Consider the following 17253-nt stretch of genomic DNA (forward strand, 5'->3'; position numbering starts at 1 on the left):
AGGGGGGGCGCGTTTTGTGGTTAGGTGGTTGTGGGGCGCCGGAGGTACGCGGTGTGGGGATTTGGCGTGTGGGTCAGGGGGGGCGCGTTTTGTGGTTAGGTGGTTGGGTGGTTGAGGGGCGCCGGAGGTACGCGATGTGGGGAGGTTCGAGCGGGCGTTTGGGGGTTCGCGCTGGGGGGTGTTGAGGGGAGGAAGTTCGCATGGATAAAGGGCGATGTTCGACTCCCGGTCGGGATGTGGGGCGCCGGAGGTACGCGGTGTGGGGAGTTGGCGTGTGGGTCAGGGGGGCGCGTTTTGTGGTTAGGTGGTTGGGTGGTTGGGTGGTTGAGGGGCGCCGGAGGTACGCGATGAAGGGAGGTTCGAGCGGGCGTTTTGGGGTTCGCACTGGAGGGTGTTGAGGGGAGGAAGTCCGCATAGATAAAGGGCGATGTTCGACTCCCGGTCGGGTTGCGGCGAGTGGGTGAGTCGCGCAAGTCCGCGCAGAGTCCGGGCCTTGTGCGACTCCTGGTGGGTTCCGGTGGGGCTATTCAGGAAGCAGGCAACTCTCGATCCCTTCATCAACGACGCAGCGGCCTTCCACGCAGTCGAGGTTGCGGTAGGGGCCGATGTCGCAGCCCGATTCAGCGCCGATGTCGCCGCACTCTCCTGAGTTAAAGAGCTCAATGTAGGGTTGGGCTCCGGCCTCGGCGTCGATGTTGATGGCTTCACCGCTGTAGTCGCCCAGCGACGGGGCGCAACTGCAGGGCTCGGGCGCGGCGACGACGACGCAATCGTCGACCACCTCGCAGGATTTGTTGGCTTCGGTGTAGGCATCAAAGCGCTCGATGAGGTTCTCGCAGGTCAGGGCATCGGAGGTGTTTTCGGTGTCGGTGTTGGCGTCGGGGGCTGCGTCGCCGCAGGCGGCGAAGAGCGCGAGTGTGGCGAGTGTGGCGATGGTGAGGCTGGTGTTGAGAGAGGGCATGGGAGGCTCCTGGGGTTCGCGATGTGGGAAGTTGGCGTGTGGGTTGGGAGGGGCGCGTGTTGTGGTTAGGTGGTTGGGTGGTTGGGTGGTTGAGGGGCGCCGGAGGTTCGCGATGTGGGGAGGTTCGTAATAAGAGTTTGCGGGTGCGCAAGGGGGCGGTCAGGGGCGGAAGTCCGCATAGATAAAGGGTGATGTTCGACCCTGGGTCGGAGAGAGGCAGGGGAGAAGGTGATGATTGTTACAGATGGCTCAAGCAGGTCTCGTCGGTTCGGGCGGCGCAGCGACCTTCATCGTTGCAGTAGGTCTCGGTGATGGGGCCGTCATCGCAGACGAAGTTATAGAAATCGGGCCGATCGTAGCAGTCGTTGTCGAGAAAGAAGTCGATGTGGGTGTCGACCTGTGCACTCACCCGGGAGTGGAAAGCGACGGTGTTGTAGTCGCCTATCATCGGGTTGCATTCGCAGTAGCCCCAGGGCGTGAGTTGACGAGAGCTGCAGTCGTTGTCGGTCTCGCAGTGCGTGTTCTCGGCAACGAGGGTGTTAAAGCGATCGCCGATGTTCTCGCAGGTCAGCGGGTCGGCGTCGGCATCAGCATCTGCGCCGGCGTCGACATCTGCGCCGGCGTCGGTGGGCCCGCGGCGCGCGGGATCGGGGTCGGCGCAGGCGCTTAGCGTGAGCGTAAGGATGGCGAGGAGGACCGAGAGTCGGTAGCGCCTGAGCATGAGTTACCCCGGGGGTGGGTGAGTGCTGGACGTTTCAGCGGTCTGAGCAGTGCGAGGGAAGGCAGCGTTGCAGAAGTCGTGGGGCGATTCCAGCGCGGCTCAACGAGCCGGGATATGCGGAGGAGAAAAGGGGAAGCGGTGCCGGGGGGGGCGCGATGTTCGGAGTTGATGCGTGTGTTGGGAGGAGCGCGGGTTGTGGTCAGGTGGTTGTGTGGTTGAGGGGCGCCGGTGGTTCGCGAATCTGGGGGATTCGTGAGGGCGGTGGGGGGAGCGCGGGTTGTGGTAGGGGCCGGGGAGGAAGTCCGCATAAACAAAGGGTGATGTTCGACTCCCGGTCGTGTCACCGGTCGTGATTTTGGGCGCCATTGAGCCCGGTGGTGCGACCACCTGCCTCATGGTTTGAGGCCTGCTGAGTGCGCAGGGTTATGGGTGTGAAAGGAGCGTGGGCAAGGAAGGTGGCGTGGTCGGAGTCAAACCAACATATGGGAGGCAGGCGATGCAGCGACGGCATTATTTCGAGTTCGAGGATAAGTCCTGGCTTCCGGGCTGGCTGCGGGAGTGCATGACACTCTACATCGCGGTGATCCACCGGATGTTGGGATCGCAGGCGGTGCTGGCTCCCCTGGTGGAGAGAGCGCTGGAGGCATCGCCCCGGCCGAGGGTGGTCGACCTCTGTTCGGGAGCGGGCGGGCCGATGCCTCAGGTGATCGAGGCGCTTCGCGAGCAGGGCCGTGAGGATGTGGAGCTCGTGCTTACCGACCTCTATCCCAACGAGCTGGCCGCGCGTCGGCTCAGCGAAGAAGCGCAGGGGGTGCGTTATGAAGAGCGCTCGATCGACGCTACGGCGGTGCCCGGGGAGCTCGGCGGGGTGCGCACGATCGTCTGCGGGCTGCATCATATGCGGCCGGCACAGGCGCGCGGGATTCTGGAGGATGCCTGGCAGAAGCGTCAGCCTTTTGTGGCCTTTGAACTCAGCGACAACTCCGCTCCTTTTGCGCTGTGGTGGACGGCGATCCCCTTTGGGTTTTTGATGACGCTCGCGCTCACCCCTTTTGTGCGACCGCTGACCCTGCGCCAGCTCATCTTCACCTACCTCATTCCGGTGCTGCCCGTGCTCATCGCCTGGGACGGGGCCGTCTCCAACGTGCGCACGTACACCGAGGAGGATCTTGGGGAGCTGTTAAGCGGAGCGCAGAGCGATGACTACCGCTGGGAGATCGGGACGGCGTCTTCGGCCAGAGGGCCGGGGAAGATGCTCTATGTGCTGGGGTTGCCGCGTGTGTTGGGGTGAGGGGGCGGGGGCGCCGGTGGTTCGCGATGTGGGGAGGTTCGTGAGGGCGTTGGGAGGGGCGCGGGTTGTGGTTAGGTGGTTGGGTGGTTGGGTGGTTGTGGGGCGCCGGTGGTTCGCGATGTGGGGAGGTTCGTGAGGGCGTTGGGGAGAGCGCGGGTTGTGGTTGTGTGGTTGTGTGATTGGGTGGTTGAGGGGCGCCGGTGGTTCGCGATGTGGGGAGGTTCGTGAGGGCGTTGGGGGGAGCATGTGTCCGACCGAGAGTCGCGCATGGGCCGCATCAATAAAGGGGGATTTTTGACCCCGGGTAGGGGAAGGGCGAGGGGGAGCGTGGGACTCTGTTTGAGGGGTTTGGGGTATTTTGATCGATATGGTGTAAATTAGTCGGTGTCTTTTCTCCACCTCATCTGTCAGCCTCGTCTCTCAACCCGAACACTCGCCACATGGCGAGTCACACGATGAAAGCAGGGAGGAGACGATGAACTGGAAACGCTACGGAGTGGTGGTTGCGCTGGTGCTGGTGAGCGCGTGTGCGCCGAAAGTCGACGGGAGCAGCGAAGAGGCGATGCAGGATTCGATCGCCGAGATTCGCGAGACGTTGTCGGGCTCGGAGCTCGATGCGTTTGATGCGGCGTTGATGACGCTTGCGTTTCAGAGCGCGGGCGAGGGGCTCTTTGATCCGAATGTGGGGCCGGAGGAGGTGAGCGGGCGGGTGTTCGCGCAGCTCGATGGCAAGAGCGCCGACGAGATCATCGCCGAGGCTGAGGCGGTGCGTGCGAGGGTGGCCGAGGAGCAGGCCGCGCGCGAACGGGCGCAGGCACTCAGTGAGATTCAGGAGCTTGAGGCCGCGCGCGCGAGTTCGGATGAGGCGCGCCAGGCGTTGGAGCGTTTTGTCGTGACGCGTTCGCGCTTTGAGAAGGTCGCCCAGCGTTTTGGGCCGGCCCAGCCCATCATCGAGCTCGATGTGCAGAACACCACCGGGTACGCCATCTCAAGGGTCTATTTTGACGCCCGCCTGGCCTCGCCGGGGCGCTCGGTGGCCTGGCTCGAGGAGCAGTTTAACTATGAGATCCCCGGTGGTTTGGAGCCTGGCGAGTCGGCCCGGTGGAGTCTGGAGCCCAACATGTTCAGCAGCTGGGGGGATGTGGAGGAGCGCGCCGATGTGGTGCTCACCGTCAAGCCGTACCGGTTGGATGGTGCTGATGGCGAGTCGCTCTTCGAGGTCAATTTTGGGGAGTCGGAGGCGGCGCGGCTGGAGGCACTTCGGGCGGAATACGGGGAGTGATGGGGGGCTCGGGGGGCGCCGGTGGTTCGCGATGTGGGGAGTTGAAACGTGCGTTGGGGGAGCACGTCCGACCGGGAGTCGCGCCTGGGTCGAGGGGCGGAAGTCCGCATAGATTAAGGGGGATGTTTGACCCCGGGTCGGGGTGGAGGGGGCGATTCGATCGCACCTCGACGATACGTTTTGTTGACACCTACGGGGTAGGCCGCTAGCACAGATGCATCGAACCTTTGACAACGCAGTTCGGGCATGGAGGTGCCATCGTCGTCTGCTCTTTGGGAGCGCGGCATGCGGGCATGTGTGCGCGGCACGTGTCGCGGGTCTGACTTCGGGGCCCCCGGTGATGTTGGGCCGGGACGCTGCGTGGGCGATGAGGGACGAAGAACGCGATTTTTGTAATGGGAGCGGCAGTGGCGTCGCAGACCCGGAATAACGGTGAGGAAAACGTGAGCGCATCGAAGTTTATTTATGTGTCAGGCGCTGTGCTGGCCGGCGGTCTTCTGTGGGGATGTGGCGAGCCTGCTTCGCCCGAGCAGCCGCTGATCATTGTTGAGGATGAGGACAGCGTCTGGGTTGAGGAGATGCTGGTGGAGCCGGCGACGCAGACCCTGGCGGTGGGTGAGGAGCGGGCGCTCGACATTGCGTTCTTCGACGCGAGCGGCACGCGGCTCAACCCGGCGACCTTGCTCGATGATGTGGAGCTCGCCTCCAGCGATAGCGAGGTCGTGGCGATCGGGGAGGATGGGCAGCTGCGCGGCGTGGCGGAGGGAAGTGCGCAGGTGACGGTGCGCTATGAGGCGCTGGAGCAGCTTGTTGAGGTGGAGGTGCAGTTTGAGCGTTGGCGGAAGGTCTCGGCCTCTGTCGATCTCACCTGTGCGCTCGACTGGCAGGGGGCGGTCTATTGCTGGGGTCATAACACCGGCGCGATCATTGAGCCTACGAACCAACAAGTTCGTCCGATCCCGGAGCCGGTCCGGCGAGAAGGACTCCCGGACGTCATCGATATTGCCGTCGGGGGCGGTCATGCATGTGCCGTTACTCGCCCTGGCGAGGTCTACTGCTGGGGGCTGAACTACGACGGAGTGACGGGGGTGGAAGGAGCTGAGGTGGTCTTCGAGCCCACTCCTGTACGCGAGCTTGACGACATCATCCGGGTGGACGCCGGGCCCTACCACACTTGTGCGTTGAGTCGTGCCGGCGCGTTGTACTGCTGGGGGTACAGCGCGCGCGGTGCGGTGGGAGAAGGGTTAGGAGTGTCGACCGCGCTTCCGGTCCAGGTCGGGATCGATGATCCCATTGCCGAAGTGGCGGTTGGCATCAACAACACCTGTGCTGTGACCACCGATGGCAAAGTCTATTGCTGGGGGCTTAACACCTTCGGCCTGGTGAACCCGGAGAGCAACCAGGAGGTGATCGCGCGGCCCTCCAGGTTGGTGTTGCCGGGGCGCGCTACCAGCGTGGGCGTGGGGGTGACCGCGGCGTGTGCGGTCCTGGAGAATGGGGAGTTGTATTGCTGGGGGTATAACCCATCCGGAGTGACCGGGGAGCGCGCCGGCAACGGGGTGCAACCTCCTACCCGGAGCACGTCGGTTCCGGCGTTGCGCACCGTGCACCTCCATACTCAGTCGGCGTGTGGCATCACCACCGGTGACGAGCTCTACTGCTGGGGTGATAATCGCCGTGGTCAGCTCGGACACGGAACAAAGAGCTGGGACGCCGAGCCCGACAAGGTTGCCGGTGATTTGCGCTGGATGCAGGTGGAGCTGGGAGGGTTAACCACCTGCGGTCTTGATAGCGATGGCGAGCTCTGGTGCTGGGGGCAGAACGCTTTTGCGCAGGTGGGGGATGGACGTCAGGTTCGTGGGAACTCCTTTCGACCGGTTGAGGGAGAAGCGCGCTTCTCAAGGTTGGTCTCCGGCTATGGCAGCAACTGTGGGCAACTCCGTGGCGAGGACCGCTGGCATTGCTGGGGACGCAACGCCGAGGGGCAGCTGGACCGTTTGCAAGCCGGCGACCTGGCCCTTCCCACCTCCATCGCCACCGGAGCCACCACTTACGATCTACTGGTGTTAGGCCGATGGACCGCGTGCAACATCACGTTCGAGGGGGAGCAGAGCGTGACCAGGTGTCAGGGCAGCAATCAACATCAGGGGTTGGGATCAGATTCATCAAACCAGGCGAGCCATGCGTTGGCCTGGGCGGATCTGAGAGAGTTGAACTTTCAAATGCTGGCGCTCAACCAGTTTCATGCGTGTGGCGTCGCCGCCAGTGGCGAGATGTATTGCTGGGGGACCAACTATAATGGGGAGGTCGGCATGGATCCCCGGATGAGTGCCGCAGAGCCCCGGCGCGTTGAGGCGCGCACCGACTATGTGTCGGTCGCTGTCGGGCCTCACCACAGCTGCGGGCTTACGGAGGCCGGGGAGATCCGTTGCTGGGGCAGCAACGCCTACGGCCAGCTCGGACGTGCGGCGAGTCAGAATTGGAAAGCACCTGAGACGATCGCCTCGGAGGAGGTCTATGTGGAGGTGGAGGCCGGTCAGTACAACACCTGCGCGCGCACCGACGAGGGAGAGGTGCATTGCTGGGGAACCCGCGAGCTTTTCGGGGGGCCGAGAGGAAGCACCACGGTCACCGAGCCGATCGAGCTTGGCGGTCCCTGGGATGAGATCGCGCTCTACGATCAGACCCTATGCGCGTTGCGTGATGGGGAGGTGAGCTGTGCCGGCTGGAACGTGGACGGGCTTATCGTGGCGGGAGGTTCGCAAATTGTTGGTGCGTTGCGGTCCCTGGACACGGGCTTTGAGGTGAGCGCGGTGTCGATGGGGTTTGAACATCTCTGTGTGCTCGATATGGAGGGGCAGGCCCATTGCAAAGGCAGCAACTACAACGGCGAGCTCGGTGACGGCGCGATGGTCGAGTACCTGGAGCCTTATCCGGCGCATCGCGAGTTGTGAGAGCGCGGGGGGGCACCGGTGGTTCGCGATGTTGGGAGTTGAAACGCGCGTTGGGGGGGGCGCAATGGGGGGCCAGTTGTCAGAAGACGCGAAAATCTCCCTTTGTTAGTGTGGGCACACGCGTAAAGGGGCGCTTTCTTCGTTGTCACTCTTTGGGTCAGAGGTGCACTTTTGGTAGAGCGACGAGTTAAATATTATCTTGGGGTCGCGCTGGCTATTGTGGGTGTGTCGGTAGGTTTATATCAAAAGGCCGACGCGTGCTCACCGGCAATGGAGTGTTTTAACGAAGACTTTTTGCCTCGTTATCAGGCGCCGGCCAATTTTGAAGGCGGGTACTGGGTTCCCACGTTGGAACAAGGAGCGCCTTCTATTAAAACACTCCAAGAACGTTTTCGTCTGACGCGTTTGGATGGTGAAAAAGAAGTCGACATCCCGGTTGTGCTGGAAAAAGTCGAGGCCGACGAAGGCTCGCCCTCCTACCATAACATCTATTTTTGGAAGCCGCTGGAAGCCCTTGAGCCCGGCGCTACCTATCGGGTGCGCGGAGCCAACTTCTGTGAGGACCCGCCAGAACCTGTGATGGAGCATGTCTTCAAGGCGACGGAGCCCGCCCCATTTCCCGAGAAATTGGGAAGACTTCGTGTGGATCAGCGCCCGGATGAGCCGCTGGAGGTCGATACAACATCGGGAAGTTGCTCATGGGAGATCGCGGCCGACCAGGCCCTGGTAGCACTCCTCCCCTCCGAAGAGGTGTTGCCCTGGTGGGAGCTGTTGATTTTCACGACCTATGTGGATGGGGAGCGCTGGGAGTACTCCCGTTCGCTCGCGGGCTTTGGAGGCCCGGTGGGTGAGGGGCTGTCGGGCCGAGGTCGAGCGCTGATCTACGCCGGGTGTGAAGAGGACAACCAGGGGGGCGGGTTGTCAGAAGGTACGCATACCGTACAGATGAAAGCACACCTTCCGGGCAGTGAAGTTGAGATCTGGAGCGACTCTCTGGAGGTTGATCTTTCGTGTGATGATGTGTGGCCGGTCTACAGAGAGAGCGAAGAAGAGATTTCTATCTATTGGAAGAACTTTGTGGCGTATCTTCTAATCGTGTTTGCGCTGGGGGCATGCTTCCCGGGGAGTGTGGTGTTGGGATGGATGTATTTCAGGAAGAGGCGTAGGGAGCGGGTTTGAGTTGGGGGGGGGGCGCGATGTTGGGAGGTTCGTGAGGGCGTTGGGAGGGGCGCGGGTTGTGGTTAGGTGGTTGGGTGGTTGGGTGGTTGTGGGGCGCCGGTGGTTCGCGATGTGGGGAGGTTCGTAATGAGGGTTTGCGGGTGCGCAACGGGGAGCGTATCCGACCGGGAGTCGCACATACGCCGCATAAAGAAAGGGTGATGTTCGACCCCGGGTCGGGGAGGGGCGGCCGGCTTGCGGCACGATGCTGGCAGGTTTAGGGGGTGGGGTAGCGCTCATCCGGCTCTATGGCGATTCGTGAGTGCTTTATCCGATCCGGGGCGCTTTGCGAGGATGTGCATAAAACCTTCGCGCCAGGTTTTGAGGAAAATTCGGGGGCTGTGGCCGCTGATTCGGGGTTTTTGGCCTCGTGTGGCGTCGGTGGAACGGAAGGTGCATCGCTGAGGGGCATTTATGACGATGTTGCGTAGCACGCTGTTGAATGCATGGCTTTTGAGCGTCCATCTTCTTTTGCTGAGAGACACGAAATGACACCGACTAAGTTTTCACTCCTATTTGTGGCGAGCATGGCCACCGCCCTGGGATGCGGTCCGAGCGATCCTGGACTTGATGACCCACAGGAATGCCCGGCGGAGCGACCCCATCTCTGTGGCGATGGCTCCTGTGTGGCCGATTCGGAGACCTGCTCCGAAGATGAGGAGAACCCGGAGGCGATCGAGGGTCAGATCCTCGCGCTGAGTCCGGGAACGCTGCGTGGCGATGCTTCGGAGCAGGTCAAACTTTTGCTGGAAGTTCAGGATGGCGGGGCGGTGAAGCAGATTCTGGAGCGGGGCGGCTCCTTTGCAATCGTGCTTCGCGACGCGACCGGCGAGGAGGAGATTGCCGCCGATGAGGTGATCGCGCCCGAGGGCGACGCGGAGGGGATCTTCGAGTTGAGCTTTACGCCCGGCGAGGAGGAGCGACGCAGCATTCGCAAAGAAGTCCGGGTGCGGCTCACGGCCGATGATGGCAGTGGCATAGTCTACGCGTGGGGAGATGGTCGCCAGATGTTGGGCTTCCCCGATGATGTGAGCGATCTGCGCTTTGAGGGGCGTTCCACGCGTATGTTGCGTGGGCTCGACGCGGTGCACGGCGCCTGGTCGCGAGAGCTCGACGGTGACGGCCGCAACGATCTTGTTGTGCTCGCCGGGGAGGGCGACGCGCGGCGTCTGGTGGTGTTCCGATGCAGTGACTCGGAGTGCGGCGAGATGGGCGAGGTGGCGCTGGCGGTCGATGGCGACATTGGGGGGCCTTATGAGGAGATTTTTGAGGTTCCCGACCTGGCGGCCAGCCCCGATGGCGAGGGCGACCAGGCAGGCTCTCCTTTCGTGATCGCCTACCCCACCCGGCGCGACCCGAATGGCAGCCTGCGGGAAGTGGAGCATCTGGTGATTCGCGTTGCCCCGAACGACACGGGCATGGGAGTGGTCGAGGAGCGAAGCACGATCACTCTGCCCTCGAGCGATGGGAGGAGCTGGCTTAAGAACACGATGCAGGCGCGCCTTATCGTCGATGCCGATACCGGCGAGGAGCGCGCGGCGATCGCGATCCTGGCCCGCGAAGAGAGCCGTGACGCGACCCTTTTGAAGCATGTGCTCCTGCAGCCGGCGGTGGAGCCGGTCGAGCAGACCCTCTTTATGGGGATTGAGGGGCTCAGCCTGGACGATCAGCGGATGGCGATGCGGGGGCAGGTCAGCCTCTGCGCCAACGACGCGGTGTATCAGCAAGGAGCGGCGCTCCCCGAAGGGCGCTTTGTCTCGGTCTTTGAGCTCGGTGGTTCGATGATGGCGGTGATCGGCTCGTCGACCTCGGGGGATCAGATGCTGCAGGTGCATACCCTGGCCGAGGGCAGCGGAATGATCCTGGGAGTGTTTAAGGGCTCCTGCCAGGCGGCGGATGTGGACGGAGATGGACACCTGGACATCGCCTTTTCGGTGGAGACGCTGCAGGGCGACGCGCTCTATGTCTCATTGGCGGATGCAAGCGGACCTCTGGCGGCCATGCAGGCGCCGCAGCTCCTGATGGACGGGCTCGCGGACTCCAACTGGAGTCTGTATCGCGGCGACGATGAGCTGCGTCTGCGGGTGAATCGCAAACAGGGCAATCCGCCCACCGGAGAGCTGCCCGGAATCACCCACGAGATCGGGTTGGAGATCGATGTGGATGATGAGGGGCTTCTTCAGGTTCAACCCGTCAACGAGGCTCCGGTCGTCGAGGGCATCTCCGTTGACGATGAAGATCGCTCGAGCACGCTCTCGGTTCTGAAAAAGAACTCCAGCCATGCGCTGGTGCGGATGGAAGACGCGGGCCGCGAAGCTTTTGAAGACGGCATCCGAAGCTCGGATGTGGGCGGTCGTTTCCTGGGCTCGCAGCAGCTTATTAGCAATGGCGGCATGTGGGTCGGCGCGCATTTCTCGGGCGGCGTTGTCGCTGGAGATGACGCGTCGCTTTTGAAGGCCAACGACCCTCAGTCGATCATCGGGTGGCTCTCTTCAACAGGGCCTTTTGTGCCGCTGACGACAGTCTCCTGCTGTAGCGCGACGACGCCGCTCATCATCCAGGAGCTCGCTGCGAACCCGGGAGATGATGAAGACAGCGACGACGATGGCGTGGAAGCGCAGCTAGTGAGCCTTCAGGTCGACGAGAACGGCGATGCGACGGGCCTTCGTCTGGAGGGCCTGGCGAGAATCGATGGTGAGCCGCAGCTCGCCGCGGAACGCGAGATCGCGCTCGACTTCGCCTCGGCCGAGCTGAGTTCGCAGCAGGTTGTAACATTCAAGGCCGGAGCGGAGCTCTCCAAGTCCGTCAACGCCGCCGCGCCCGATACCGGCGATTGCGATGATGGCGATTCCGACGTGCGGCCCGACGCATGTCCCGCGCCCTCCACGGTGACGCTTCTTCTGGTGATGGATTCCGGGGAGTTGGCGTCGGTCGTGTTGGATGGCGACTCCGAACGCGCCACTGTCGTGAAGGTCGAAGCGGCGTATGAAGAGCTCGATGGCGAGCTTTTCTACGGAAGCCTCGGCGAAGCTCCTATCCTTGGGGAGCGACGTCCTCCGCTTGCTGTCGATGTCTGGGAGCACGCCACCGAGCTGAGTCAGGGCCAGGGCGACGATCGTCAGACCCTGACCCGCGCCGAGGGTCGGATCTTCTTCGGGGACTTCCAGGGCCTGGGGCATCCCCAGATTCTGGAAGCTCACCGGGGTGAAGAGGACGATGCTCAGGAGTGTGGGCGGATGCACGACTTCCGCGTCGCCGGGGGTGCCGGCGAGGGCGACCTGGCGAGCATTGAGGCCGCGCTGGAGCGCGAGGGGCAGTCGGTGTGCATTCCCAATAACGAGGCGATCTCGATCAGCGACATCGACGGTGACCGCTGCGAAGATCTGGTCTTCCCGGAGAGCCGCCGCGTTCTGCTGAGCCGCTGCGATGGCACCTTCGAGGCGGAGTTGGCGCTACTCAACAATGGTGCGGGACACCTCGATGGTGGTGAAGGCTGGACGAGCCTCGCGCATAGTCATAATGCGGCGCGCAGCAACAGGTCGAGAGGCATTCAGGCGCCGGATGATGACATCGACGATGATGACGAGGTTGTTATGGTGCTGCCCTTCGTTGACGGGTTACAGCGCCAGTGAACCGAGCGTGTATGTGAAGCGCGGAGTAGAATGAAGAAGGGCGGTCGTCTTCGGGCGGTCGCCCTTTTTTTGGTGTATGCGCCGGTGGTTCGCGACGTTGGGAGTTGCCGCGTGCGTTGGGGGGAGCGCGGGGTGTGGTCAGGTGGTTGGGTGGTTGGGTGGTTGTGGAGCGCCAGGGGTTCGCGCTGTTGGTCGATTCGTGAGGGCGTTGGGAGGGGCGCGGGTTGTGGAACGCCGGTGGTTCGCGCTGTGGGTCGATGTGTGAGGGCGTTGGGGGTTCGCAAGCCCGAGACCGACCGAGAGACAGACATGAGCCGCATACACAAAGGGCGATGTCCGTCTCTCGGTCGGTACGGGACATCGCCCCACACCCGTCATTCTTCGGGGGTTTTCGGCGGCTCAACCCGCCCGGCGTCGTCCTCGGGACCGGGCGGCGCAACCTCCCCGTCGGCGGCGTCTTCAGGCGGCGATGAATCAACCGTCCCGCCGTCGGCGTTCTGTCCCACGGGCGGTTGCACGACCCCGTCGGTGGCGTTGTTGGCCAGCGCAAACCGGTTCGGGAGCGCCTTCCAGATGCCCTCGAAGCTAAACGCCTGCCAGGCCCAGGGCGCCCATTTGAGGAGCTTCCAGGAGAGCCAGAGCGCCCACAGGAGCATCAGGCCGCGCCAGACGAGGATGGGCAGCGAGAGGATGCCGGCGGCCGGCAGCTGGCTTCCGATGCGGTCGGTGTACCAGCGCAGGTTGCCGTTGTGGGAGTCCATGCCCTGGACCTGCATGTCGACGTTGACGAGCAGGTTCTCGTGGATCGAGCCGTAGAGGCAGACGATGGCGGCCAGGGTCAGGGCAATGAGAGCGAGCTGCACGAGGTTGAACTGCCAGGGGCTCTTCAGCGGGGAGCGCCGACGCCACTGGAAGATCATAAAGAAGGCCACCACCGGCACGAGCACAAAGATCGGCTGGGGGGCCAGGCCCAGGGTGAGCAGGACCCACTCGTGGCGTCGAAGCGGCGAGTATTTCCAGAGGCCCAGCAGGGTGGCCAGGATCAGGAGCATCAGCAGGTGGCTCCAGAAGAGCACCGCCGGGCCCCAGTCCGGGCCCAGGGTCCAGAGGAGCCAGCGGTGGTCGCTGGTGCGCATGACCTGGGTGACGTTGACCGCGGCGCTGCCGATGTCGACGGCCGGGAAGCGCTCGATGAGGCGGTGTTCCCAGGGCTGCTGCCACTCGATGCGGTAGGTCTGGGCGCCGGGGCGTACCGGCAGCTGCAGCGCGCCGTCGCGGGGGCGGATGGCGGTCGCTTCGTCGTCGCGGGAGACGTTCTGAACTTCGGCGCCCTCCGGCAGCGTGATGGTCTGCCAGTCGCCGCGGGAGGAGCGGATGCGAAGCTCCAGTGAGGCCTGCAGCAGGCGCTCACCGGGGGTAATCTGGTAGTGGACCTTCTCGACGGTGGTGGCCTGGCCGGGGGAGCCTTCGGGGCGCGTGACCGAGACAGTCAGCGATTCGCCAGGCCAGGGGAGCCAGCGGGGCTGGTAGAGGCCGTCGCGCACCGTCTCGATCGGGGCGATGCCCTCGTAGTCGCAGCGCCAGATGGCGCTGCACTCCGCGGTCCAGATCTCGGTCCAGGGGCGCTCGGTGGCCGCGTTGAGCACGAAGCTCGGTTGAACGGGAAGCTCGCTCTCAAAGCTCAGGCTGTCCTTTCCGCGGGGGAAGTCGAGCAGCACGTGGCCCTGCTCGACGCGGAAGCCCTCGGTGATGACGGCTTCGCCTTCGAGCAGCGGAAAGCGCAGCGGTTGAGGGCGGTCGGTGCGGGGGCGGATGATGGTCGTGCGCATCTGCCAGGAGACGCCCAGCGCCAGGTGGCGCTGGACCTCGAACCAGGGCTCGAGCTCGCGGCTGGCGAGCAGCTCTTCGCTCTCCTGGCCGGGGGCGGCGCTGGCGTCGGCCAGTCGGGTGAGCTGCAGGGTGCCATCGACGACGCCGCGGCGGTCGATGCCGTCGGCGCTCCAGTCGTCGCTGATGAAGGTGGTGTGGTGGGGGCGTGTGGCCGGGTCAAACTGAAGGGTGAGTGAGGCGCGGTTCATCAGGCGGCCGCGCACCTCCAGGCGGTGGACGCCTTCGGGCAGCCGCACGCTGATGAGCCCTTCGGAGGAGCGGCGCAGCTGGTGGGTGACCTGGCCGTTGAGGCGAACCTCGGTGATGCGCAGGGGATCGTCGGGGCCGGGCAGCGGCCAGCCGGCGGGTTGTTGGGCGTGGACGGCGGCGCGGATCACCACGTCGAGATCATCGATCGCGATGGTGGCCTGGCTGACGCTGACGCAGGGGCCCTGGCAGCTCGCTGCGGCGATCTGGCGGGCTTTGAGGGCGTCGAGCATCGGCTGCGGCGGGAAGTCCTGGGCGTGGGCGGAGGGCACTAGCCCCACGCTCAGGGCCAGGAGCACGCCCAGGGTGGCGGCGGCTTTTTTGCCGCCCCCGGGGAAGCGGGAGGGGCCGTCGTTGCGATCCCGGGGGCCATCGCGATCATCATCGGGGCCGTGCCAGACCATCTCGCGGCGGCTGATGATCACCAGCGCCAGGGCGATCAAAAGGAGCAGTCGCACCAGGGTGAGCGCCACGTTCTGCGCCGGGGAGATGAGCCAGAGGCGGACCTCGTGGCCGGCGCGCACCGGGCCGGTCCAGATCAGCTGCCAGCTCTGCCAGCTCCAGGAGGGCACGCCGGGGCCGGTCTGCACCACGGCGTTGGGGTCGATCTGCATCACGCTCTTCTCGGCCTTGCGGTACTGGCTGGCGTCGCCGGGCACCGAGCGCATGAACGAGGCGCCTTTATCGCTCACACGGTCGGCCTCGGGGGCCAATTCTTGGGGGGCGGCGGGGGCCTCTTCGTACTCCGCATACGAGGAGTCGGCCGCGCCGGTCATGGCCGTCTCCAGCCAGGAATCGCTGTAGGTTTGCCGGTAGGCCTGGGGGGCGATGGCCTGCTGGATCTGGCGGTGAATGAAGGGGGCAAGGGTGATGAAGAGGATGAAGAGCGCGCCGGCGCGGTAGAGGACGACGGCTTTGCGAAAGCGCCCCGAGGTCAGCGCGCGCAAGAGCGCCGCGGTGGCCAGAAGATGCACCCAGACCCAGCGGGGGGCCTCGGGCATATCGTGGGTCAGACAGAGCGCGACGGCGGCGGCCAGGCCCCAGGGCCAGCCGAAGAGTTTGGCAAAACTCAGCGCGACGATGAGCACAAAGAAAAACGCCAGCAGATCCCAGGAGTGCAGCCAGGAGCCGGCGATGGCGTCGACGCCGCGCCCACCGAGCACCGACCAGCCTGGCGGGGTGTGCAGCGTGGCGCTCAGGTGCTGCAGATCGTGCTGCCAGCCGACGACATCAAAGCGGGAGATGCCCTCCTCAATGCGGATGTCCGCGGTGATATCGAGGGAGGCGTCGCGGATCTCCACGCCCTCCTGACCTTCTTCATCACGCGTGATCAGCAGGTCGGTGCCGCGCTGGGCGACGCGCCCCAGCTCGGCCGCCTCGCCATAATCGAGGCGCCAGCCCCGGTACATCGTGCCGGTGAGGCTGTCGCGGGAGGTGGCGCCCTCACCGTCGAGGTCGAGCCAGATCTGACGCTCCAGGTTCAAGAGGTTCGGCGAGGTGTCGAGCTGGCCGCGGCGCGTCTCGCGAAGGGTGAGGGCTTCACCGGGGGCGGCCAGGAAGGTGGTCGTGCCGTGCCACTCCGCGGGCAGGGTGGTGCGGTCGGGCTCGACGGCGCTTAAGCCATCGAGCTCCACCGAGCGCACGAGCTCATCGGGGAACCACGCCCAGACCTCCCGCTCATCGAAGATGCCCTCCTGATGCGGGGGCACCCGCAGGGTCTCGACCCCCGGCGCGTCCTCGTCGGCGGTGGGTTTGTGGGCGATCACGGCGTCGATGGTGATAAAATGGGTGCCCGGGCGCACATACACGCTGAGCTGGCCGCCGGGCTCCACTTTGACCGGCAGCGGGGCGTTGAGCGCGATGGCGCGGGAGCCCTCCAGCAGCACCTGGCCGAGGGTGACCTCCCGGGCGCGCCCGGCGACGTTGAGCTCCAGGCGGGTCGTGATGCGCAGGGGGACGCCGTCATCGAAGCGGCGGTAGACGGTGGCGCGCAGGCTGTCGGCCTCGGTCACCGTGCCGCTGCGCCCTTCTTTGAGCCAGAGGCGCCCCTCGGCGTCATGGCGAGGGTGCTCGACGCTCTGCCCGTTGACCGTGAGCTCGATGATGCCCAGGTGCGCGGGCACCGGGAGGACCTCGGGGAGCTCGCTGAAGATAAAGCGCCCGCGCAGGGTGTGGGCGCCGGCTTCCAGCGTCACCCTCGGGGTGGACTCCCCGGTGACGACAAGCGCCCGGCCGCCCGCGCTGACCTCCTGCGGCCAGCTGCCGCGCCCGCCCGGCAACGCCAACTCGCCGGCCCTATCAAGCCAGACCTCCATCTCAAAGCTCGCGCCCTGCGGCCGCGCATCGAGCTCAAGGCGGCCCGGCCAGGCGCACCTCAGCGTGCCCTGCAGGTTGGAGCAGCCGTGGTTCGGAACATCGACCATCGTCCAGTCGACCCAGGGCTGCAGAGGCTCGGGCACCTCCGCCTGAGCACGGGCCTCGCCGCTCATCAAGGGAAGAAGCAGCGCGCTGAGGCTGAGAAACGTAACAAGTCGAGAGATCACCATCGTCATAGCCTGACCCCGGGTGGGCGGTGGGAGCGATTCAACACATGTGTCCAGTGGTGGAAACGGTGCGCTTTCGAAAAGGATCTCACAAGGGGAAAAAACGCCGGGGGTTCGCGATGTTGGGAGTTGGCGTGGGGCGCCGGGGGTTCGCGATGTGGGGAGTTGGCGTGTGGGTTGGGGGGGGCGCGTGTTGTGGTTAGGTGGTTGGGTGGTTGTGTGGTTGTGGGGCGCCGGGGGTTCGCCACGTGGGTCGATTCGTAATGGGCGGTTGGGGGTTCACGAGCCCGAGATCGAGCCCGAGATCGAGCTCGAGTACGAGCTACCTGTACGAGTATCAGCTACGAGTACCAGCTACGAGTACGAGTACCAGCTCGAGTACGAGCTACGAGTATGAGCTTCCCCCGATTTCCCGTACACGTTCTTCAGGCAGCTTTTGCCACCTGAGCTTCAAACGCCACCGGGCTCATATACCCAATCGCCGAGTGGCTTCGCGCTCGGTTATAAAACACCTC

General features: G+C 64.6%; 8 protein-coding genes. 5 read left to right on the forward strand and 3 right to left on the reverse strand.

Annotated features, from left to right (window positions below; all coding sequences use genetic code 11):
* Positions 1–523: 523 nt before the first annotated feature.
* Positions 524–961, reverse strand: coding sequence for a hypothetical protein (locus tag FRC96_RS17110; protein WP_146976235.1), 438 nt, complete (start codon positions 959–961; stop codon positions 524–526).
* 238 nt (positions 962–1199) lie between these two features.
* On the reverse strand, positions 1200–1682 hold the full coding sequence (locus tag FRC96_RS17115; protein WP_146976237.1) for a hypothetical protein: 483 nt from the start codon (positions 1680–1682) through the stop codon (positions 1200–1202).
* 496 nt (positions 1683–2178) lie between these two features.
* Here FRC96_RS17115 and FRC96_RS17120 point away from each other — a divergent pair, with 496 nt between their 5' ends.
* The 5 genes from FRC96_RS17120 (at position 2179) to FRC96_RS17140 (ending at position 12059) form a co-directional block, all read left to right on the forward strand.
* Complete coding sequence (locus tag FRC96_RS17120; protein WP_146976239.1) at positions 2179–2973, forward strand: hypothetical protein; 795 nt, start codon at positions 2179–2181, stop codon at positions 2971–2973.
* A 475-nt stretch (positions 2974–3448) separates the two neighbouring features.
* Entirely contained in the window at positions 3449–4255 is an 807-nt protein-coding gene (locus FRC96_RS17125; RefSeq protein ID WP_146976240.1) for a DUF6694 family lipoprotein, read from the forward strand.
* 443 nt (positions 4256–4698) lie between these two features.
* Positions 4699–7209 carry a hypothetical protein gene (locus tag FRC96_RS17130; protein ID WP_230470380.1) on the forward strand — a complete coding sequence of 837 codons (2511 nt, stop codon included), beginning with the start codon at positions 4699–4701 and terminating at the stop codon, positions 7207–7209.
* A gap of 171 nt (positions 7210–7380) precedes the next feature.
* Complete coding sequence (locus FRC96_RS17135) at positions 7381–8388, forward strand: hypothetical protein (protein ID WP_146976244.1); 1008 nt, start codon at positions 7381–7383, stop codon at positions 8386–8388.
* A gap of 527 nt (positions 8389–8915) precedes the next feature.
* Positions 8916–12059: a hypothetical protein gene (locus tag FRC96_RS17140; RefSeq protein ID WP_230470381.1), complete on the forward strand. Its 3144-nt coding sequence runs from the start codon at positions 8916–8918 to the stop codon at positions 12057–12059.
* 374 nt (positions 12060–12433) lie between these two features.
* On the opposite strand, the gene FRC96_RS17145 is transcribed toward FRC96_RS17140, so the two are convergent.
* A complete protein-coding gene (locus tag FRC96_RS17145; protein WP_146976247.1) occupies positions 12434–16741 on the reverse strand; it encodes a hypothetical protein in 4308 nt (1435 codons plus the stop codon).
* Positions 16742–17253 lie beyond the last annotated feature (512 nt).

The sequence above is a fragment of the Lujinxingia vulgaris genome (genome assembly GCF_007997005.1).
Taxonomy (GTDB): domain Bacteria; phylum Myxococcota_A; class Bradymonadia; order Bradymonadales; family Bradymonadaceae; genus Lujinxingia.

What these genes read in the sequence shown, in the direction of transcription:
- FRC96_RS17120 (WP_146976239.1), top strand. Translation starts at nt 2,179, where the DNA reads ATGCAGCGACGGCATTATTTCGAGTTCGAGGATAAGTCCTGGCTTCCG.
- FRC96_RS17145 (WP_146976247.1), bottom strand. Translation starts at nt 16,741, where the DNA reads ATGGTGATCTCTCGACTTGTTACGTTTCTCAGCCTCAGCGCGCTGCTT.
- FRC96_RS17140 (WP_230470381.1), top strand. Translation starts at nt 8,916, where the DNA reads ATGACACCGACTAAGTTTTCACTCCTATTTGTGGCGAGCATGGCCACC.
- FRC96_RS17125 (WP_146976240.1), top strand. Translation starts at nt 3,449, where the DNA reads ATGAACTGGAAACGCTACGGAGTGGTGGTTGCGCTGGTGCTGGTGAGC.
- FRC96_RS17110 (WP_146976235.1), bottom strand. Translation starts at nt 961, where the DNA reads ATGCCCTCTCTCAACACCAGCCTCACCATCGCCACACTCGCCACACTC.
- FRC96_RS17115 (WP_146976237.1), bottom strand. Translation starts at nt 1,682, where the DNA reads ATGCTCAGGCGCTACCGACTCTCGGTCCTCCTCGCCATCCTTACGCTC.